Annotated in this window: 15 protein-coding genes; 5 read left to right on the forward strand and 10 right to left on the reverse strand. The window is 40.3% G+C overall.

What is annotated here, in order from left to right:
* The first annotated feature begins 283 nt into the window (after positions 1–283).
* The 5 genes from ACYT6F_RS09080 to pelA all read left to right on the forward strand — a co-directional run bounded on the left by ACYT6F_RS09080 (position 284) and on the right by pelA (position 10,946).
* Positions 284–4,372 carry a beta strand repeat-containing protein gene (locus tag ACYT6F_RS09080; protein ID WP_472600866.1) on the forward strand — a complete coding sequence of 1,363 codons (4,089 nt, stop codon included), beginning with the start codon at positions 284–286 and terminating at the stop codon, positions 4,370–4,372.
* A gap of 134 nt (positions 4,373–4,506) precedes the next feature.
* A complete protein-coding gene (locus ACYT6F_RS09085; protein WP_472600867.1) occupies positions 4,507–4,986 on the forward strand; it encodes a hypothetical protein in 480 nt (159 codons plus the stop codon).
* Positions 4,987–5,412: 426 nt separating this feature from the next.
* Entirely contained in the window at positions 5,413–8,403 is a 2,991-nt protein-coding gene (locus ACYT6F_RS09090) for a VIT domain-containing protein (RefSeq protein ID WP_472600868.1), read from the forward strand.
* Positions 8,404–8,735: 332 nt separating this feature from the next.
* Positions 8,736–9,920, forward strand: coding sequence for a DUF4861 family protein (locus ACYT6F_RS09095; protein ID WP_472600869.1), 1,185 nt, complete (start codon positions 8,736–8,738; stop codon positions 9,918–9,920).
* Positions 9,921–10,946 carry a pectate lyase gene (pelA, locus tag ACYT6F_RS09100; protein ID WP_472600870.1) on the forward strand — a complete coding sequence of 342 codons (1,026 nt, stop codon included), beginning with the start codon at positions 9,921–9,923 and terminating at the stop codon, positions 10,944–10,946. It begins immediately after the preceding gene.
* Between the two features lie 74 nt (positions 10,947–11,020).
* Here the strand turns inward: pelA and ACYT6F_RS09105 are convergent, their stop codons facing one another.
* From ACYT6F_RS09105 to ACYT6F_RS09150, 10 genes are all read right to left on the reverse strand, one after another.
* Entirely contained in the window at positions 11,021–12,136 is a 1,116-nt protein-coding gene (locus ACYT6F_RS09105) for a pectate lyase family protein (protein WP_472600871.1), read from the reverse strand.
* A gap of 228 nt (positions 12,137–12,364) precedes the next feature.
* Positions 12,365–12,703: a cupin domain-containing protein gene (locus ACYT6F_RS09110; RefSeq protein ID WP_472600872.1), complete on the reverse strand. Its 339-nt coding sequence runs from the start codon at positions 12,701–12,703 to the stop codon at positions 12,365–12,367.
* A gap of 22 nt (positions 12,704–12,725) precedes the next feature.
* Positions 12,726–13,463 carry a rhamnogalacturonan acetylesterase gene (locus tag ACYT6F_RS09115; RefSeq protein WP_472600873.1) on the reverse strand — a complete coding sequence of 246 codons (738 nt, stop codon included), beginning with the start codon at positions 13,461–13,463 and terminating at the stop codon, positions 12,726–12,728.
* Positions 13,464–13,547: 84 nt separating this feature from the next.
* Complete coding sequence (locus ACYT6F_RS09120) at positions 13,548–14,528, reverse strand: pectinesterase family protein (RefSeq protein ID WP_472600874.1); 981 nt, start codon at positions 14,526–14,528, stop codon at positions 13,548–13,550.
* Positions 14,529–14,709: 181 nt separating this feature from the next.
* A complete protein-coding gene (locus tag ACYT6F_RS09125; RefSeq protein WP_472600875.1) occupies positions 14,710–15,618 on the reverse strand; it encodes an alpha/beta hydrolase in 909 nt (302 codons plus the stop codon).
* A gap of 32 nt (positions 15,619–15,650) precedes the next feature.
* Positions 15,651–17,318: a glycoside hydrolase family 28 protein gene (locus ACYT6F_RS09130; RefSeq protein WP_472600876.1), complete on the reverse strand. Its 1,668-nt coding sequence runs from the start codon at positions 17,316–17,318 to the stop codon at positions 15,651–15,653.
* A gap of 1 nt (position 17,319) precedes the next feature.
* Positions 17,320–18,165 carry a rhamnogalacturonan acetylesterase gene (locus ACYT6F_RS09135; protein ID WP_472600877.1) on the reverse strand — a complete coding sequence of 282 codons (846 nt, stop codon included), beginning with the start codon at positions 18,163–18,165 and terminating at the stop codon, positions 17,320–17,322.
* An 82-nt stretch (positions 18,166–18,247) separates the two neighbouring features.
* Positions 18,248–19,891, reverse strand: a complete 1,644-nt coding sequence (locus ACYT6F_RS09140) for a glycoside hydrolase family 43 protein (RefSeq protein ID WP_472600878.1) — start codon at positions 19,889–19,891, stop codon at positions 18,248–18,250.
* A 53-nt stretch (positions 19,892–19,944) separates the two neighbouring features.
* The gene (locus ACYT6F_RS09145; protein ID WP_472600879.1) at positions 19,945–21,198 is read right to left on the reverse strand and encodes a glycoside hydrolase family 88/105 protein; all 1,254 of its coding nucleotides are present in this window, start codon (positions 21,196–21,198) and stop codon (positions 19,945–19,947) included.
* Positions 21,199–21,262: 64 nt separating this feature from the next.
* Complete coding sequence (locus ACYT6F_RS09150) at positions 21,263–22,675, reverse strand: pectate lyase family protein (protein ID WP_472600880.1); 1,413 nt, start codon at positions 22,673–22,675, stop codon at positions 21,263–21,265.
* Between the last annotated feature and the right edge of the window lie 29 nt (positions 22,676–22,704).

Raw genomic sequence — 22,704 nt, forward strand, 5'->3', positions numbered from 1 at the left:
CATGCTGACAGAGTGTCTGCCTGCATGCTGACAGGGGGTCTGCCTGCATGCTCGCAGAGGGTCTGCCTGTGTGCTGGCAGGGCAGGCATACAGCAGATGCAGGGTAGGGTCCCCGGAATGTGGCCCGAACCCCAGCCTGCGCTATGTCCGTATCAATTTTTTTATTTTATAAGCTTGGGAAAACACAGGGCAAGAACACATAGTCCTGTGTTTATTCCCATTAATAAATTATTTCTTAACATTCTGAATACAAATAGTGAAAAAACTTTATTACACACAAACAATGAAAAAAAATCTTTTTTTAATCCTGTCTTTATTTTCTATCTCATGGATGGTCGCACAAAGCCCCGGAGGGGTTTCGGCTAATCTTAGCTTATGGCTTAGGCCGGATGCAGGTACCAATACAACAATCAATGGCGCAACGTTAACTTCATGGGCCAACCAGGCACCCGGAGGCGTAGCTTCCGCTTCAGGAAGTGCTACTTATATAGCCAATAATATCAACTTTAATCCCGGAGTTCAGTTTAATGGAAGTAATCAGGCATTTATTTTCAGCTCAGGCAATAGCTTCGGAATGAGCGGAAATAATAGTTTTGATCTGTTTACCTTACAAAGAAAGTTTTCAGCAGCAGAATCTATGTACCTTTCGGGAAATGCTTCCAATCATATACAGTTTACGATAAAAGGACAACGAAACATGCTTAATAGGCTAAACGTTACAGATCCTATTATACAAGGAAACATATTCAGTCCGATGGTTCCGAAAATAATGGATTTCAGGAGATCCGGATCTCTGAATCAGTTTTATATGGATGGAATTTCTGACGGAGCAGCTGTGAATAGTTCGGTATCCTTTGTGGGAGGAAACATCGCTATCGGGTATTGGTATGCTTATAATAACGGCTATTACGATGGAAACATCAATGAAGTAATTGTTTACGGAAATGGCGGCTTACCCAATATTGAAGACCGGAATAAAGTAGATACCTATCTTGCTGTTAAGTACGGAATTACCATGGGAAATACCTCAAGTACGGTAAACTATACCAGCAGTACGGGAGTACAGATCTGGACGGGCGACACTACTTATCAGAACAATATTGCCGGTATAGGAAGAGACGATATGGGAGGCGCTGCCAATACTGGCCTTATTCAAAAGCAGTCCCGAAGTGTCAATAGCGGCATTCAGCCGGTGATTGGTAATGGGAATGCCATTATGAGCACCAATACAAGAAATGCTACCACTATGGCCAATGGCAGCTTCCTTGTTTGGGGTTCAGATACGGGGCGCACCAGTTTTGCAACACCGTTTGCTTTCGCAGGGCTGAACAGCCGTATGACAAGGGTCTGGAAAGTACAGGAAACAGGTAGCATAAGTTCAGTAAGGGTGGCACTCCGAAGCGCAGATCTTCCTGGGAATTTAGTAACCCCCCATTTGTTAATAAGTTCCGGTAATGCCATATTTGATGGCGGCGATACCAGAATACCTATGACATTAGGCAGTCTGGATGGTGTAAGCTACTGGTATGCAGATGTTGATCTAAACAATGGACACTTCTTTACCTTTGCGGGGTTTGCTACAGCTCCCGGTGGGGTCATTACAGATCTTGGAGCCTGGTGGAAAGCAGATTTTTCGGCTTCGGGTTCAGCATGGGCAGATGCCTCAGGAAACGGGCGTGATGCCGGATTGTCAGCAGGTACAATTACCTATAATGCCTCGGGTGGAAGGGCGGCTAACTTCAATCCGCAGCTCACCACCGGTAACGGATATATGAGCTACAGCAGCCCGGTATATCCTGGCACGGCCAATTACGACAATATGAACGTATTTGCAGCCATACAGCCATTGTCCGGACAAAACTGTATCCCTTGGGGAGAGCGGTCAAACAATGTTGGTGTTAATTCAGCGGCATTGTTTCATTTTTCCGATAACAGCACCTACTTCGATGCGCCGTTCGGCTATCGTGCTACATCAGGATTCGCTGCAAATGGAGGCAATTACGGAGTTTCCAACATCCTCGAAGGCTGGAAAAGCGGAACTTCCATGCGTATTCATCTCCAGTCGAGACAAATTGCAAGCATTACCACAGCGGGAGGGAATTACTTCTCCAACACCAATAATGGCAATCACCTTTTTGCCTATCCGGGCCAGGTAACCTCCGGAGGTTCCGGGATAAGTGAGGTATTTGCCTATAATACCCCTCTAAGTACTACAGACCGGGCAAGGGTAAACTCCTACTTAGCCGTTAAATATGGGGTAACACTGGATCAGACTACACCGCAGAACTATATTTCTTCATCCGGAGCAACTATTTGGGATGCTGTTAATGGCAATTTGGGCTTTAATAACAACATTGCCGGGATCGGCCGTGACGAGGCTTCAGCACTCTATCAAAAACAGGCGGGTTCCGTAAATCCGGGTATACAGCCGGTAATCGGCAATGGAAACAGTATTATGTCTTCCAATGCTTCAAACAATAGTACTTTTGCCAATGACCTTAATTTCCTGGTGTGGGGCTCGAATACAGAAAGTACAAGCTTTTCCACCCCATTTGCTTTTTCAGGATTAAACAACCGGATGGCCCGAATCTGGAAAGTACAGGAAACCGGTACCGTAGGTTCGGTACGGGTGGCCTTGCGAAGTGCAGATCTGCCATCTAATGTAACGTATCCTTACCTGCTAATAAGCACGGGCAATGCCACATTTGATGGCAATGATACCAGAATACAGATGACCCAGGCAGATTTAGACGGTGTAAGCTATTGGTATGCAGATGTAGATCTTGCCAACGGGCAGTTCTTTACGTTTGCAGGCGTGGTCACAGCGCCCGGAGGGGTAACTGGTCCCATCCTTTGGGTAAAAGCAGATGCGGGAACCGGTACTGCTATTGATGGGGCCACTGTTTCGCAATGGGACAATCAGGCTATAAATACTAACCATCCAACGCAAGGCACTTCAAGAAATCAGCCATTATACAGGAATAACGTTTCGGCTAATATTAACTTTAATCCTGTTTTATCTTTTAACGGAAACAGTTCCTTTTTTAATATTCCTGTGTCGCTCATTCCTACAGGAGGAAATTACGGATTTGCATATTTCGGGGTCTCCAGCTATGCTTCCGGCGCAGGTCCCGTTTTTGCCGTAGACAACGGGAATGCTGCCAATGATCCACAGAATCCTTTAATTGGCTCTAACATTGTGCATTGGCATAGCTGTGCCAGCGATGTGGGCAGTAACTGCTTTCAAACGAATGTTTTACCGTTGTTTGGTGTAAATGCCACTGAAGTCTACAGGGCGCCTGGCTCAGGTAGTATATTTGCGGCCAACAACAGGATTTCGGCAGTGGGCAGTACATTATCTGCATTCTCAGGAAATACGCTGGCTATTTATATGGGATTCAGGAATTTTGCGGGAGGCCAGTTTTTTGGAGGAAGAATCCCGGAAGTTATTCTTTACTCATCTGATTTAAACAGTACGAAGCGTTTGCAGGTGAACAGTTATTTGGCTATTAAGTATGGTGTGACCCTGGGGAATCCTGCAAATGTACTTAACTATCTGTCTTCGGATGGCTCATCAATCTGGACAGGAGATGCGGCATACCAGAATAATATCTTTGGTATCGCAAGGGACAATACTTCTGCGTTACATCAGCGAATATCCAGATCGGTGAACACCGGAAGCGTATTGACCATTTCTACCGACACCAATTTTACGAATGAGAACAGAACGCATGCGCCTATCGGCAAAGATATGCAGGCGTTAGTATTGGGAGAAACCACTGGTGCGTACGCCTTCACCGGTACTGCCATTTCCGCTTCGGGAGTTACCTTCGGTACTACGGAGATAATGGCAAAACGTTGGAAAGCACAGGATACAGGAGGCTTAGAATGTGTGAATTTACGTTTTGATGCCACTTCATTAGCTGCATTATCAGGAAATGAAAAGTATTATATGTTGATAAGCGATACTTCCGATTTTACTTCTGGAGTAACATTTAAAGAAGTGACAAGGGTAGGCAATAGCATAGAGGTAAGTGTAAATTTCAGGGACAACAATGTTTCTTATTTTACACTGGCTAAAAAAGATCTTGGCCTCTCAGCGGGAGATCTTACAGATGCTAAATTAGGAATCAGTACCATTCCTGAAGTTTCGTGGAAGCCTTCCCAGCCTAATACCTACCTGGAGATCAATTCTAACGCCAAAGGGCTGGTGATAAGCCGTATAGCCAATACTGCTGCGATCCTTAACCCGATCGAAGGGATGATCATTTATGATCTGAGCGATAACACAATGAAAGTCTACACAGGTACCATTTGGAGAAAATTAGGAGAGTACAGTACAGAGCCCTCTATAAGCAGATTCTGTAACTAAACTTTACTTTATTACCTATTCAGGAGCTGTAATGTGTACAGCTCCTGAATTAAAAAGGAATACAGATAAAACTCATTACAATTATATATAGATAAGATTCAACTTAAACAAAACAATATTAACAGATGAAAAAAATGATGATTTTAACATTACTTTCTGTAGCAGGCTTTCTTAATGCTCAGGTTGCTATAGGAAAGACTACGATAACCAACAGTTCCGTAGCACTTGAATTCGGCAGCGATGCCCGTGGCATTTGTCTTCCGGTGGTAGATGATGCTGAAGCGATTACCGCAACAAACGGAAGCCTGGTTTTTGATGGTGCTACGGGAAGCTTCCGCTTCTATGCCAACAATACATGGAGCACCGCTACGGCAGGTGGCCAGACCGGTGGTGCCCCGGCAGGGGCAGACACGGCAAGAGGCGTTATTATAGGTGCCAATTCCAGCAGTGCCAAGGGCGCATTGATCATAGAATCTTCCAGCCGCGCTCTGGTACTTCCTTATGTACCATTGGTGGAACAGCGTACCATAACCGGCGTGAAAGGACTCGTCTTATGGGACTCTGCTCTGAAGGCCGTTGCCGTGTACGACGGAACAAAGTGGAATTACTACTAAGTTTCGCAATAGCAAATGTATGACACGGTAAAAAGACAGGTCGCCGTTTTCAACGTTACTGTCTGGTCGTTCTGGAAACCTTAATTATCATGTATTACCACTGCTTCTTTCATAGAAGTGGTGGTATTTTTTAACTGCAAATATTGTTTAAAATCAATATCTGACTATCTTTTAACAACTATAATAATTCAACTTTACTTATTATTGATTAAATGAGTAAAGATTTATTAGCCCTTCGGTGGTTTATAATCTGAAATAAAACTTCCTTAGGACAGCGAATTCTTAAATAAGATAAGTTGCAGAAAGTGAATAATATTCCAAAGGTAGACTATAGTATTTCGCCTTATATTTTTATTGCTCATAACAATTTCCAACCTTTCCAGGTTTTATGCATCTGTATAAATAGAAACAGTTGAAACAAAAACTATGAAAAGGCTATATACAAAATTTCTGTTATTTTTCCCGGTTTTCTTTCTGGCTCAGATTCCGGTTATTGAAAGTCCGGACGGAAAAGGAAAATACAAAAAAGACGAGCAGGTGGTTCTTCAGAAACTGCAGATCGAAACGAAAATTGCCGGGAGAATTTCTACCAATACGATAACGATGGTTCTCAGGAACAATTCCGCACGGCTCAGAGAAGGTAGGGTTACGTTTCCGCTTCCCGAAGGAGTAAACGCAAGCGGCTATGCTTTAGATATCAACGGGAAACTCAGGAATGCGGTTCCCGTGGAAAAAGAAAAAGCCAAAGAGATTTACGAAACCATTAAAAAAAGAAATGTAGATCCCGGAATCCTGGAAAAAACGGAAGGAAACAATTTCCGCACAACCGTATATCCCATTGCACCCAATGGCGGGGAAAGAACGGTGCAGATTACCTATCATTATGAACTTAAGAAGTCAGGGAATTCTTTTCAATATTTTCTACCGCTGAATTCTACGGCTGAAATTCCTGAATTCGATATTAAAACAATTGTTTTTCAAAACGAAAATTCGCCGGAGCTTAAAGAGAGACCCGATGGAAGTTTTGATTTTGTTAAAAACGGAAATGTATGGACTGCCGAAACACACAAAATAAATTACAGACCCGGCAACAATATTATAATAAACTTTCCGGTACATCAGGAAGGGCAAAGTGTTTTGATTCAAAAAGCATCGGGTAATGCTTCTTATTTTCTGGCTGATATTGCTGTAGATTCAGGCGAAAGGGCTAAAAAACTTCCCAATGTGCTGGCAATAGTCTGGGATAATTCCCTAGGCGGGCAGAAACGGGACCATCAGAAAGAACTGGCTTTACTGCAACACTATTTTAATATAAACAGAAACCTTACGGTAAACATTTATTTCATTAACAATACTTTCGAAGAAGGGCAGGCTTTTAAAATTGATAATGGAAACTGGAGCGAACTAAAGACTTACCTTTTAAAAACGACCTATGACGGCGGAACAGATTTCGGGAAATTAACAACATTACGCGAAGCTGAAATTTTATTTTTCACGGACGGTCTATCATCTTTCGGAAATCTTAATATGACCTGGAAACAGCCGGTTTACACGATTGCATCCTCTAATAATGTAAATTTTGACCAATTGAAATTCATGAGCAATACAACCGGAGGCGAATTTTTAAATCTTAATGAAAATGATCCCGGAAAAGAAGTGCGTAAATTATTGTATCAGCCAAAGAAGTTTTTAGGCATTGAAAATAACGGGAAGCTTTCGGAAGTATATCCATCTTTGAAAGAGACCGTTGCAGATAATTTTGTCTTAACAGGAATTATAAACGGAAATAAGTCTGCAGTTAAAGTAAAATTCGGGTATGGAAATGAAGTTACTGAAACCAAAACAATTAGTTTAAATACAGATGAACAGGCAGTTAAAGACTGGGAGGTTTCAAAATTCTGGGCTCAGAAAAAGCTTAATGAACTGGAAATTTCCGGAAAAGAAAATAAGAAAGAGATTAAAAATATCAGCACGCAATTCGGGCTTGTAAGCAGCAATATGAGCTTAATGGTATTGGAAAACATAGAAGACTATGTTCGATATGATATTGCTCCGCCCGCAGAATTAAAAACAAAGTTCGATGAAATCATTAAGGGCAATCTGGCAAAAAAAGACGAGCGTGTAAAAGATCTCATGACCAATGCCGAAAGAATGGCTGAAAATCTTAAAAAATGGTGGGATACAGACTATGAGCAAAAGAAAAAATCAAAACGTTATCCCGAACCTACATCTTACTGGGCTTTAAGCGATACGATAAGCAGAGATCAGCAAATAGAAGAAGTTGTTGTAACAGGATACAATAGCAGGCAAGACAATGATGAAGAGTCTGAAGTTTCCGAACCAAGACGCGAGCGGCAACAGATGAGCGTCCGTAAAATGTCAGCTGTGGCATCGACTACAGTGCTTAGTGCACTCTCAGGATCTGTCCCAGGGGTTATTGTAAAAACTGCAACTCCTACAGAAAGGGCGTCAGATATTATGAATTCCGGAAGAATTCTTACCGTTGATATCGATTCCAAAGCGCAATATATGAAGCTCTTCAAAGACATGAATAATCCTGAATCGATATATGAAATTTATCTCCAAAACCGTAAAGAGCATGGTGAAACACCACAGTATTACTTCGACGTTGCTCAGCTTTTATTTAAAAATAACGATAAAAAGCGCGGACTTAAAGTATTGAGTGCTGTTGCCGATCTTGAGTTTGAAAATGAGGAGCTGTACAAATTACTAGTTTATAAACTGAAGCAGGCTGAAGTGTATGATAAAGAGCTTTTTGCCACAGAAAAGGTGCTGGAATGGCGACCGTTTGATCCGCAAAGTTACAGGGATTTTGCACTTGCCCTGGAAGATAACGGCCAGTATCAGGATGCTTTGGATAATTTATACAAGGTTCTCACACAATCCTATACAAAAGAGCTTTCGGATCGGGATAACGGTATTGAAGAAACCATCATTATGGAGATCAATCAGCTTATTGCGAATCATGGGGATCAGCTTGACCTTACCAATATCAATCCTAAAATTATAGCAGATCTGCCGGTAAACATCCGTGTGGTTATCAACTGGAATAAAGACGACACCGATATTGACCTGTGGGTAACCGATCCTAATAATGAACGCTGCTATTATTCGCACAAGGAGACGGAAATCGGAGGACGGCTGAGTGACGATTTTACGGGAGGTTTCGGACCGGAACAGTTTTTACTGAAAAAAGCGGTGAAAGGTAAATATAAGATCCGGACCAATTTCTTCGGTGAACAGCAGGTGGGAATTGCCGGGCCTACCGCAATTATGGCAGAAATTTATATCAATTATGCCACCGGCAGGCAGGAAAGAAAGATCGTGGTATTTCAAAATCAAAAAGAAAATGACCGGAAAGAGGACGGTATTCTTATCGGAGAATTTGAATTTTAGAAAAAAGCTTTTGAGATGTCAGTGATGATAGTCTTTTAAAAGATATCTTCTGTTAAAATATAGGTAAACACAATAAATTAAATGAGATGATGTTAATATAATGATCAATGTGTAATGAAGAAGTTTGAGTTTGAGTACCTGCAGCAATGCAGGTGCTTTTGTTTTATATCAGATTCTAATTGAAGTCGTCTTTTAACTTCATTAACTAATATTTTGTACTATTGAATTGACATTGAATTAACAAAAATAGCAGAGAAATTTTTATACAATTTTAACAGGTTCTAATTGTTTTATTTTTATTACTTTTGAAAACTGACTTAACTGATATAATTATGGTTACCGTTAAAAATTCTCTTGTCGGGTTCATTTGTGCAATCGGTTGCATGAATTTAAATGTGGTGTATTCTCAAAAAATAATTGAGGTTAATAATACACTTGGTTTTTCCAGACAAGAAGTAGTTGCCGTCCCGGTTTCTCAATTAAGATCATTTTTAGATAAAAACAAAGAAGCAGATCTTAGTATAAAAGATGCAGCCGGTACTCCGGTACTCCTTCAGTGGATTGATAATGACGGTGACGGAAACAATGACCAATTGCTTTTCCAGGCGAATGTTGAAGGCCATCAAAAAGCGGTGTATACGATCTCAGCTGAACCGGCAATACCAATTCTCAAAACTGAAATTTCAACGTACTCCCGGCTGGTTCCGGAGCGCGTGGATGATTATGCATGGGAAAATGATAAGGTAGCATTCAGAATGTATGGTCCTAAAGGCCAGCAGGAAGCGTTACAGGGCGTAAAAAGCAGCACTCTTTCCAGTGGTGTTGATATCTGGCTTAAAAGAACACGATTACCGGTTATCAATAAATGGTACAAAGGCTATCTTACGGATCCGATGTATTATCATAAAGATACAAGAGGGGAGGGCTATGATCCTTACCATGTAGGAAACAGCCGCGGAACCGGAGGCATCGGAATATGGATTGATGGTAAACTGCAGGTTTCACAGAATTTTGTGACCGCCAGAACCATTGCAGAAGGTCCTCTACGTACGGTTTTTGAATTAACCTATCATCCATGGAGCGAATTCGGAGTAAAGGAAACCAAAAGGATTTCACTGGATCTGGGATCAAATTTTTCAAGATTTGAGTCAGGTTTCGAATCAAAAAAACAGGTTCCCAATTACGCCGTAGGAATTAGCTTGCATAAAAATGAAGGCGAAGTAAAGCTGAATGACAAAAACGGATATTATCTTCATTGGGAAAAAATCGATGATGCTTTCGTAGGGGAAGGAATTGTTATTGATCCGCGAATTGTTGAAAAATCAATAGCTTTCCGGTCGGATGTTCCGGATGAGAGCAATCTTTATGTCATCACAAAGCCTCAGGACAAGCTGGTTTATTATGCAGGATTTGCATGGCAGAAAAGCGGCGATATCCAGACCCGGCAGGACTGGGAAAATATGCTGAAAAGACAGTCTCAAATTATTAAAAATCCTCTACTTATAAAAATTAAATAAATGATGAAATTCAATATCTGTACAATTGCTCTGGGATTAGTTACCTTAAATATTTCCGCTCAGGTAAAAAAAGATACCCTGGCGGAAAAGATTCTCCTGTATCAGCTTCCTGTCGGAGGTTGGGGAAAACAGCTGGAAGACAAATCGGTTGTTAATTACGATCTGCCCGTAGACAAAAATCTTTTAAGAAAAATAAAATCGACAGGCGATGATCATGCAACCATAGATAATAACGCGACATCAAGAGAAATCAACGCTTTAATGAAAGCCTATTCCGAAACAAAAAACCCGGATTACCTGAAAGCAGCGGAAAAAGGAATCCGTTATTTGCTTGCCATGCAGTACGAAAATGGCGGTTTTCCTCAATATTATCCTAACAAAGGATTATACCGAAAGCAGATTACCTTTAATGACAATGCCATGATTAATGCATTAACGGTTCTCTACAACACCGCAGAAGGGAAAAACGATTTTATCGCAGTAGATCAAAAACTGAAAGAACAATCTAAAAAGGCTGTAAAAAAGGGAATTGAATGCATCTTAAAAGCACAGGTTCTTCAGAACGGAAAACCGACGATCTGGGCAGATCAGTATAATGAAATTACCCTGCAGCCAGATAAGGCAAGGGCTTTTGAACCAATTTCACTGGCAACTGCAGAATCGGTAGGAATTGTACGGTTTCTGATGTTGCAGCCTGTAACGCCTGAAATTGAAAAATCCGTAAGGTCTTCCGTAAAATGGTTTACAGAAAATGATATCGAAGGCTACAGCTATAATGTAGTTAAGCAGAACGGAAAAACGGTACGGGTACTGGCGGAAGATAAAAACTCCGTGATCTGGGCAAGATTTTATGATATTCATGATAACCGCCCTTTATTCGGCGACCGCGACGGAAGTGTAAAATACAACTATAACGAAGTTTCCGAAGAACGGAGAAACGGCTATAGCTGGTTTGGTGATTTTGCAAAAAAATTGATTGATAAAGAATATCCGAAATGGCTGGATAAAAATAAACTTTCCCAGTAAATTTTACTGTATTTAAAAAGAACTGCGCGGGCTGAGAATCAGCCCGCGCAGTTTTTCATTTAGCATTTAAATTCCTAAAAAGTATCGCATATATTTCCGCTTAAAGTGGCACCGGCTTTTGCCATTACATCAGCTTTTACATCAGCTACATTAAGCTTATTGATGGTATAGGACGGGGTGAAAGCCGTTCCGCTTCCGGAAGTATTTCCCGTTACGTTCACAAAGCTGTTTCCGGTTTGGGTTACGGCGGTATATCCGCTCATCAGGTTGATGGGTTCTTTTACGTTTTCAAAAACATTTCTTTCCACCAGAATATTGGCCTGAACGCCCGCTGCAATACATTTGTTGCTTACAGAACTGTTGAAATAGCTGTTAAGAATATGAATTTTTCCGTATCTTACTCTTGGCATGCGTTCTCTGCATCCGGTTCCCCACCAGCATCTTACAAAGGTTACGTTCAGTTTGCCCGCATCTGCAGTAGCACCGTCACTTGAGCCGATAAGATTGGAAAAACGGTGGTCATCGGTTCCTCCCGAACCTCCGGGCTTAGGAGCTTTCAGGTAATGAAATTTGGTATAGGAAACGGTAACAAAATCCGATTTGTTTTTAATGTCGAAATTTCCGTCTACACCATCACGAAATTCACAATGGTCAATCCATACGTTGCGGCAATCATCAAGAATGGCATTGTCCCATCCGTCGGTGTCATACGCTCCCGGACCTTCAAAAATAATATTTCGGATAACGATATTATTGCATCTTTTAATATTGATGATTCCCGAGCCGTCTTTGGTCTGATTGGTAGAAACCAGTTTAGCGCCGCTTGTTCCGTAGATTGTTTTTCCAGTTTGATCCTGAAGAGATAATCGGGTGGTGATAGTAATCGTTCCGGTTACTTTGATCACTTTTACCGATGCATTTTCGATGGCAGATTTTAGTTGGGCATATGTGGATACGGTAGTTTCCGCAGCCATTCCGCCACCGGTAGTTCCGCCGTTCAGGGAAGCCCATCCCGGAGCTACGCAGCTTGCCAGAGGAACAATGGCATTTACTGCCATTTCACCTTTAAGCATAAGTTCGTTCGGGTTGTTTGTCAGGTCAGATTTAAGATCTTCCTGCCCGCAGCCGGTAAAAGCAAAAACTGAACTTAATGCTGCCGTAAGAAAGACTGCTTTTGTTGTTGTTTTCATAGTAATAATTATTTTTTGTTGATTCAAAAATAAAATTACGTATTTATTATTAATATGTTTTATATTTTAAACTATTAATATTTATATAATTATAATGTTGATTATTTTATTTGTTCAATCGGTTGCATATTGTGTAATTAAAAATAAAATGTATTACAGATTCAAATCGGGTAAAATAAGGTGAACAACAAATGAATTAATCCATGAACGATTCCAGGAGTGTCTGGTTTATTTAATAAAATCTTCTCTGAAAGGAGCGAAAGCATCAATCAATTGTCCTTCTTCAAGACATTTTACCCCATGGAAAATATTGGGCTGCGCAAAGAATCCGTCCCCGGCTTTCAGTATTTTTGTTTCACCGTCGACAGTAACTTCAAATATTCCCGAAGCAACATACGTGATTTGCGAGTGAAAATGCTGATGTACAGCTCCTACAGCGTCCTTTTCAAATTTTACAATCACCATCATGATCTGCGAATTGTAGCCTACAAACTGTCTTGAAACACCGGCTCCCAGATCTTCCCAATCAGAATTTCCGTCGAAAAAGGCTTCTTTTTTAAAATTCATTTCAGATTTTTTTTTATTGATATTATTTGATAAATTTTTCCAGTCCGGTTTTCAGTTTTTTCAAAGATTCAGCGGCAAGTTTCGCTTCCAGATCCGCTCCAAGTTTGGATAAATGGGTGTCGTCGTCTTTTCCTTTGGGATAGTAAGGCTCTTCACCTTCCTTAAAATGGAGATGCAGCTTTTTTGAATTTTCGGGACCGTAGGCAATTTCAAGCTGTTCGGTAAGCAGCTGCATGTCTACGAAAGGAACGTTCATGTTATCGGCAACCATTCTTACAACCAAAGGATATTCTTTGTGGGTATCTATCAATACGCCGTTTTCGTTAAAATTTCTTCGTACAATCGAGGTCATTAAAATAGGAATGGCTCCTTTTGCTCTTGTTTCCTTTACGTATCTCTCCAGATTGGCCCTGTATTGCGTGTACGGATTGGTAAATTTGGTAGAATCTTTCATTTTCTGATCATTATGACCAAACTGAATGATGACAAAATCTCCCTTTTTCAGCTGCTTTTCAACGGTATTCCATCTGCCTTCCGTCCTGAAACTTTTAGAACTTCTTCCGTTCATCGCATGATTCTGAATTTCAATCCCTGCTGTAAAAAACTGGTTTAAGACCTGTCCCCATCCGTGTTCCGGATTTTTGTCCGGATTTTCTTTATTAGCCATCGTAGAATCACCGATAAGAAATAAAGTCGGCTTTTTCTGGGCCAGGATGAATGTTGAAATGACGATGCTAAACAGTAAAAATATTTTTTTCATTTTTTAATAATTTAATTAATTGTGTCGATTCAGAAATAGATTTCCATTACTTGTATTCATTGCCAATTACTCATAATTTATAACTTACAACTCATAACTTATGTTAGGATTCCAGCCAGCAAAAATCTTTTCCAGTGTGTAATTTTTCATATCTTTTTTAGTCAGCTGATGCGACCAGCTCACCCGATTTGCAATATTACCGCCTGTGCCTTTGCTTCCGAACTCTGCATAATAAGCTGTTTTTTCTTTATCGGGAAACATCTTGTCGCCTTTCCACGGATTCCAGCCTTCGGAAACAATATGGCCTCCCATTTCGGTATTGATGAAAACTGTTTTGGCGTAAGGTCTCCAGGGTCTTCCCAGAAAAACTTTTGTAACACCTTCTTTTGCAATCAGTCTGCAATCCAAGAAAACAAAACCATATTTCCTGTCTTTTTCCGTTGCAGCAGCCGTGATGTAAGAATCGGCTAAACTTTTAATGGTACAGTTTTTAAAAACCGCAGTTGCCTGCCCGAAAATAAAATCGGTAGTACCTTCTATAAAACAGTTTTCAAAATACTGCCTGCTGTGATTGGTTGCACAATATACCGTGTCCTGACACCCCAGAATATTTGAATTTTTAATGATAAAACGGTCGCCTTCCACATGGAGTGCAACTGCCTGTCCTTCATTGCATGAAGAATTTTGGATCGTTATATTGCTTATTTGTATGTCATCACCCATCACCAGCAAGGTGTAAGAATTGAATGTCGTCATTTTTTCATTGAAAGCATCCGGTTTTCCTGAGAAATCATTGTTGGTGATCATGGTGTTCTCCTTATTTTCACCTTCCAGCGTTATTTTATGTTTTGATGAAGGGATAATAACTTTCTCATGATAGGTTCCTGATTTTATGTAGATCAATGCTTCCGCAGGGCCTAAATCCCTCACAGAATTGATGGCTTTCTGAATGGATGTAAAATCGCCGCTTCCGTCTTTGGCGACGGTGATTTTTATATAAGGATCATTTCCGGCAAAAAGAAAATTTGCCATTGAGACAAGGAGAATTAAAAATAATTTTTTCATAAACTGATTTATTATTTTCTGACGAAGATTTTTTTATATTACCTGATTTTTAGATAGCAAAGACAAATACATTTGCTTCGTGAAGCGATGATGATGATAGCTTCATAAAATCAACTTGTTTATTCGTTTTTGCTCACTAAAATATTTTTAATTAAATTAATTCCTTTGTGTTAAAAAATTATTATTTCAAAACTTTATCTAAAAAAGCAGCGGTAAGATTAAGTGTTTCCGTAAACCAGGGTTCTGCCGACCAGAAAGAGTGCGGCGAATCCTTAATCTCATGGAATTCTGTCTGAATATTATACTGTCTTAATTTATTCATCATATCGTCTCTGCCAGCATGAAACCTCGGTTGTGAGCTGTTAATAAAAAGGGTAGGAGGTGTATTTTTGTCAACAAACTCTAAAGGTGAAGCTTCCGTCCAGTTTTTCAGATTGACATCGCGGTTGCCATCCAGCCAGTACGCTGCATAGGTACTTTCTTCGGCTTCAGGATGAATAAAAGAAACGATTCCGTCTACATTCACGATGGCCTGGATTTTATTCTTTGATTTTACACCGACCAAAGTGGCCATTTGTGCTCCCGCAGACTCTCCGTACACGGCTATTTTCCTTTTATCTAAAGCATATTTTTTATGATTGTTCTTCAGCCATTGGATTCCGGTTTCGATATCTTCCACGCCGGCAGGAAATTTGGCAACATCTGCCAAACGGTAGCCAATCGCAATCACAACGTATCCTTTTGAGGCGAGTTCCATGGCCATGTATTTTTCATTTTCCTTACTTCCGGAAATCCATCCGCCGCCATGAACCATTGCTATTCCGGGATATTTTTCAGACTGATCTTTGGGATAATAAATATCTGCTTTTAAAGAAATTCCGTTGATATTTTTATATTCTACGTCTTTATCAATGATGATATTTTGAGGAACCGGTCTTTCAATCGGGGTTAAAAAAGGATATTTCTTTTTTAGTTTTTCAAATGTAATTTCGTTGGTATAAGGAGTGGCATTCGGTCGTTTTACCTGCCCGAATGCCATGGTCCCCATTAAAAAAATAGAAATATAAGTATGTTTGATGCTAAAAATCATCCGCTTGTGGAGTTTTTATACTATTTAATCAATTATTTAACTGCATTTTTCGATACATCTGCACCCACAGAAAGTAAGCTCTTGTCAGACCCAATTTCTTTCGGCAGCACGACTGTTCCTGTTTTATTTCCTAACACTTTTACGTAAGGTTTGTTTGCTGATTCAAATTTCACCGTTGAAAGGTTGATATTTTTACTGTTATAAATGGTTGCACCCGTTCCTTCGGTGTATTTCAGCTTTACATTTTTAAGTTGGATTCCGTCTGCGTCAGCAATGGTTAATGCTTTCCGGGTGTCAAACTGTGAATCTTCAATCACAATATTTTTAAGGTTCATTTCCGCAAGCCCGAATAAAGTTATGGCTTCATCAGAATTCACGGCATTGATATTTTTAAAGAAAATATTTCTGAATACCGGTGTTTTTTCCGTTACGGGAAAAACTTTTTCAGGGGTCTTGTTTTCTTCTTTTTTCTGTCCGTCTTCCAGCACAGGAGATGCGCCTTCGTAGAACATATTGAAGCCGATCGTCTGAGTAGGAATATTGATCATATCGATATTTTTAATGTAAATATTTTCCACAATTCCGCCTCTTCCACGGGTTGTTTTGAAACGCAGGCCGATATCGGTACCGATGAAAGTACAGTCAGAAACATGAATATTTCTTGCTCCTCCGGACATCTCGCTTCCTATCACAAACCCTCCGTGGCCGTGGTACACAACATTATTTTTAATAATAACATTTTCAGTAGGCATTCCTCTTTTTCTTCCGTCTTCGTCTTTTCCGGATTTGATGCAGATGGCATCATCGCCAACATCAAATGTATTATCGTAAATTAAAACATTTTTACATGATTCCAAATCTACACCATCTCCGTTCTGGGAAAACCACGGATTTCTTACCGTAAGGTTTCTTAAAATAATATTGGAACACATCAATGGATGCAGGTTCCAGGCAGGAGAATTCTGGAAAGTCGGCCCGTCCAGCAGGACTTTGTCGCAGCCAACCAAGCTTACCATTACGGGACGAAGAAAATCTTTAACCGTAACCAGTTCATTTTTGGAAATTTTATCGGGAACATTAAAATTAGAGCTGCTTTCCAGACCTTTTTTATAGCTTTCCGAAGGATACCAGTTTTTGCCATCCGCAGATACGATTCCTCCTGATTTTACGATGTCTTTCCATTGAGATTCGGAAACTTTGCTTTTTTTAATAGCTCTCCATGCGTCACCGCTTCCGTCAATCACCCCTTTTCCTGTAATGGCGATGTTCGTCGCATTTTTTGCTGAAATAGGAGACTGGCAGCGAATGGTATTAAGCCCTTCAAAGCTTACGTCCACCAAAGGATAATCATTTTTATCTTTACTGAAAATAATGAATGCACCTTCTTCTACGTGAAGATTGATATTACTTTTCAATACAATAGGACCAGTAAGCCACATTCCTCTCGGTACAACTAATTTACCGCCGCCTTTTTTGCTTAATTCATCAATAGCTTTTCTGAAAGCCTCCGTATTTTTTACATTTCCTCCGGAAATTCCTCCGAACTGGGTAACAGAAACCGTATTGGCAGGAAATGAGGTTTCCGTTACCTGAGGCATTTTAAACTCAATATTTTTATAAATATCCAGGTTTTGGGCAGATATCTGGCCTGAAAATAGTAAGGCTGCCGCCAAACCGATCATTTTTAAAGACTTCTTCATTTTATTTTTTTTGAGTTGTAACTATTTTTTTAAATTCCTGATAAACCAGCGAAGCAACCGCTTTCGCACCTTCCGGCTGAAAATGGGTATTGTCTTTCTGTCCTTTCGGATAAGCTTCATAGGTATTTTCAGGGAAATTCATAAAGTAATGATTCGTGGTGAAATCTTCTCCTTTACGGGTAAAGTATTCCATAGACAATTTATTTAAATCGATATACGAAACGTTCATTTCCTGCGCTACATCAATCGGAGCCTGCCAGTATTCACCGTGAACATTCTGCAGTTTTCCATCTTTCCACGGATAATTTCTGGCAACCGGGGTCAAAATAATGGGATTGGCCCCTTTTTGTTTTGTCTGACTAACAAATAATCTTAAAAATTCTTTATATCCTTCAATATTCACATATCGCTGCGTATGCTTTTCGGAGCTGTCGTTGTGGCCAAACTGCATTAGGACGTAATCTCCGGGCTTCAGGTGTTCATAGACGTATCGCCATCTTCCTTCCTGGAAAAAAGTTCTTGTACTTCTTCCGCCATGCGCTCTGTCGATCACTGCTACGGAATCTGTTGCAATACCGGGTTTCATATTGGTCAGGCTGTCTTTTGCGAAGAAAGGCTGAAACACCTGTCCCCAACCGGTAATCGGATACCGCACTTTCATATAGTCTTTTCCCGGTTCGTAATCTCCCGTATAATCTGCCATGGTAGAATCGCCGATGAGGTAAAGATGGGTAACTTTTTTATCGCGTTTTGCCGTTGTTTTCTGAACGCTGCTCTGTGAACTGCATCCTGACAACAGCAAAACGACTAATAAAAATGAAACTATATAAAAAATTTTGTTATTCATTGATTATAAAATATTTATATTGTAAATCCAAGGGCGCAAAATCAAAGATTTTTCGACAAATTTCCAGGGCGATTTAACAATTTTAATTTTTAGTTATTCTGAACCAGTCGAAATCGGCATAGCCACCGCGTGGTGTTTTTGACGTGCTTACACTGTACAAGCCAACTTTCGCACCTATCCATTTTCCGGGTTTGGCTTGGAAAATATCTCCTATTTTCGTAAAGTTTTTTCCATTTTCACTATAGCTGAACTGGCATAAACCATTCGGTTCGCTCACATGTACTTTTAAATAGGCTTCGTTTCCGTTTAACTTTGTTTCAGATAAAATCTTTTCCTCACCGCCTTTCTCTGCCTTTTCTGCTTTTCTCAGTTGGATATAAAATCCATCCGGTTTATTGGTGATAACAAGTGACGCATGATCGGTTCCCATTACCAATAATCCGGCAACTTTTCCTTCTTTGGCTTCTTCCGGAATTAATTTCACTTTTGTTGATGCCGTAAAATTAGGAGCCGGAAATTTTTGAGTTAATAAATTCGGAACATTCCAGAGATTTTTTTCTCTTTCGGGAACTTTTATGGAAAATAATCTTAAAAATTTCTGTCCCGGAAGTTTTGAAGACCATACAATGTTTTGATTGGCGCTCCATTGCCATTGCAGACCTAATTTTTCACCATCAAATTCATCCGTTTCCGATGGCGTAACGGCAGGATAGGATTGCCCTACATTGGGTTTTTTATAGGTTAAAACCGGTTCGCCGATTCCGTTTTTATTGGTATCTATTCCCATTACAGGCCAGTCTTTTTCCCATTTCATAGGCTGGAGATGAACGATTCTTCCATAGGTATCCACATCCTGAAAATGATAAAACCAATCTTCTCCGGAAGGCGTATCTACCCAAGCTCCCTGATGAGGCCCATTGATTTTTGAAGATCCCTGTTCAAGAACAATTTTTTCTTCGTAAGGACCGTAAATACTTTTTGACCTTAACACCAACTGCCATCCGGTAGCCACCCCGCCGGCCGGAGCAAAAACGTAGTAATAACCGTTTCTTTTGTACATTTTCGGACCTTCTACGGTTGGATGGTTTTCGTGGCCGTCAAAGATATGAGTCCCTTTGTCCAATACTTTTGTACCTTCCGGATTCATAGTATTTAAGGTTAATATGCTTTTCACTCCGGCACGGCTTCCCGCCCATCCGTGAACCAGATAAGCATTGCCATCTTCGTCCCAGAACGGACAGGCGTCAATCAGGCCTTTTCCTTCCATAACCAAAACAGGTTTTTCCCATTTTTTCAGCGGATCTTTGGTTTTAACCATATAAATCCCGAAATCCGGATCGCCCCAGTAAATATAAAATTCACCTTTATGAAAACGTATGCTTGGTGCCCAGATTCCATCACCTCGTTTCGGAACGGAAAAATGTTCGGCGGGCAAAACATCTTCAACGGCATAATTGACCAGATTCCAGTTGACCATATCCTTGGAATGAAGAATGGGTAATCCTGGGGCTTCGTTAAAGCTTGAAGCGGTCATATAATAATCATTACCGACACGGATCACATCCGGATCTGAGTAATCTGCATAGAGAATCGGGTTTCTATAGTTTTTCCCCAAGTCGGCGGTCCACACTTCGGAAACGTAGTTTTTTTCCTGGGCATTCAGATAATTCGATGCTATCGAAAAAACAGTGACTGAAAGTATATTTAAAATTTTTTTTGTATTCATAATCAGATTTAATCTGTCTTTATTCAACACAGGGAGTGCAACTGTTTAATAAATTACTTTTCAAATTCCAGACTTGCCAGAATGAATGGTCCGGTTCCTTTCGGATCGTTGGACCGGATTTCTTCGTTAATATAATATTCGTAGGAACCGCTTCGATAGGGGTTTCCTCCAAGACCGGCCACGGCGCAGCATCTATTCAGATTTACCATTCCGTTTTCATCAACAGTAATTAAATTTTTAAGAATGCCATCGTACCCTTTTTCAGCAAATTTTTTATAGGATTTCGGAAGATAATTTTTATTAACGGATTTCATCATGGTGTAAACAAACATCGATGAACCTGTGGCTTCCAGATAATTTCCTTTTTCGCCGCCTTTATCCAAAACCTGATACCACAATCCTGTTTCGCGATCCTGAACCTTGATGACGGCTTCACAATATGATTTCAGATAAGAAAGCAATCTTGCTCTTCCCGGATGATTTTGTGGAAGGTAATCTAATACATCAACGATTGCCATTCCGTACCAGCCCATGGCTCTGGACCAGAAGTTCGGTGAAAGTCCGGTTTTTTTGTCGGCCCACTGTTGTTCTCTGCTTTCATCCCATGCATGATAGAGTAGTCCTGTTTTTTTGTCGAGCAGATGTTTCTGGATAAGATCAAACTGATGCACGATGTCGTCATACGCTTTTTCTGCATCCGCACCTTTGCTGAATATACTGGTATAGTGAGTATAGAATGGTTCTCCCATATACAATCCATCCAGCCACATCTGATTGGGATAAATTTTCTTGTGCCAGAAACCTCCTTCCGAAGTTCTCGGCTGTCCGTCAATCTGTGAACGGAGTGTTTGTAACGCTGTCAGATATTTCTCTTTTTTTTCTTTCTGATATAAATACAAAAGAACGTTGCCGCAGTTCAGCATGTCGATATTGTATTTTGAAAGATCATATGAAAGAATACTTCCGTCTTTTTTTACCATGGTTTCGCCGAACGTAGAAATGTACTGGTAATATTCTTTATTGCCGGTCTGTTCAAATAGTCTTTCGGCGCCTTCCAGAACGATAGCGGTAGGATAGCTCCATTTCGGAGTTTTGTTATAATCAAGCATCCAGGCTTCGGGAAATCTTTTCATTTCGGAAAGAAGCATTCGCTGTGACCACGGAAGATCAACCGGGATTTTTTCTTTTACGGTTACAGTTTTTTCTTCACCGGAATTGTGCAGAGGTTTTTGGGCGCAGGAAAAAAATATTCCTGAACATAAAGCGGTAATGGCGTAAATTTTAATATGATTCTGAATATAATTCATTATTTTTTAATACTTTAAATTGATTAGGCTTTAGCTTCGATAACCTTTTTAGCTGTCATGGACATTAATTTTGTGCATCAGTTATGCTTTGTACAATACCATTAAAATACATTTCAATATTATCGTAGTTTTTATCTAAATCTCTTCCGTTGGCATTGTATTTCTTTGGATCTAAATTGTTTCTGATTTCCCATTCGTCGGGCATTCCGTCCATATCTGAATCTGGGAGAGACTGTCCGGTTTTCAGATCCGGAAATCCGCCTGCATCTTTCTGGGAATCAATAATTCCGTTTGTACTTCCTTTAGATCCCTGATGTGTAAAACTTCCGTTTTTAATATCTTTTAGAATCTGAAGATCAATAATATCTCTTACAAGACTCGCTCCTCCAATTTTCAAGATCCTGTCATAAGCTTCTTTTGAAGAGTGGGTTTTTACATTATTCGATATATTATGTGGACGGATTATTCTGATTGTATTTTTGTCTTCGTCTGTTAAGTTGTAACGGTTCATCTGATTGAATACGCCTTCTCCCCAATTGTCATTGGTGACTTCAGGGCTTCCTTCCATCACATTTCCATTTATATAGTATTTTCCCCAGATATTATACACTTCTGCTTCCGGCTTTTCATTTTTATCGATGGCAGCAATTCTTTTTCTCGTCATTGTGGCCGGACCTGGCTTGTAATAGTTATTGACGATATTGACATTCATTCCTTCGCCGCCGTAAACACTGTTGTGTCCCCAGTTATAAATGACATTATTTCTGAAATCGGTAAGGTCTGTTAAAGCAAATTTGCTTCCGGCGTATTCTCCTAACCTGGGATTTCTGCTGTCGTGATGGGCATAAACATTATGATGAAAAGACGCAAATTTCCCGCCTGCAATACCGCCATATCCGTGAGCACCTTTCTGATGAACCGAATTTCGAAGGCTTTCTGCAATAATGCACCACTGAAGCGTTGTATTTTCATTGGCATATATAGAAACCGTTTCGTCGGTAGACCAGCTCATAGAGCAGTGGTCAACGATTAAGTTTTTAATAAACCTTGCGCCTAAAGCATCTCCTTCATAGTTTTTCAGATCGCCCATTCTGAAACGCATATACCGGATAATGACGTTGTCTGCTGCTACAAAAGTTTCGTAGTTGGCTATTGTGATGCCTTCTCCCGGAGCGGTTTGCCCTGCGATGGTTACATTTCCTTCCCGTACTTTTAACGGAGATTCCAGATAAATGGTTCCTCCGGTTCTGAAAATAATATATCTCGGGCCTTTTTGATCCAGAGCATATCTTAAAGTTCCTTCGGAGCCGTCGTCCGTTAATTTTGTTACGAAATAAACTTTACCGCCGCGTCCTCCGTTGGTATATCTTCCGAAACCTTCAGCACCCGGAAAGCTAATAACATTCTGGGCTTCTGCAACATTTGAAATGCTGCAAAAAATAGCTGTTAGTAAAAGTATGCGGAAGTTTTTTGTCATACTGAGCATATTTGCTGATGAGCGGCTGA

Source organism: Chryseobacterium sp. NG-CE01, assembly GCF_055695505.1.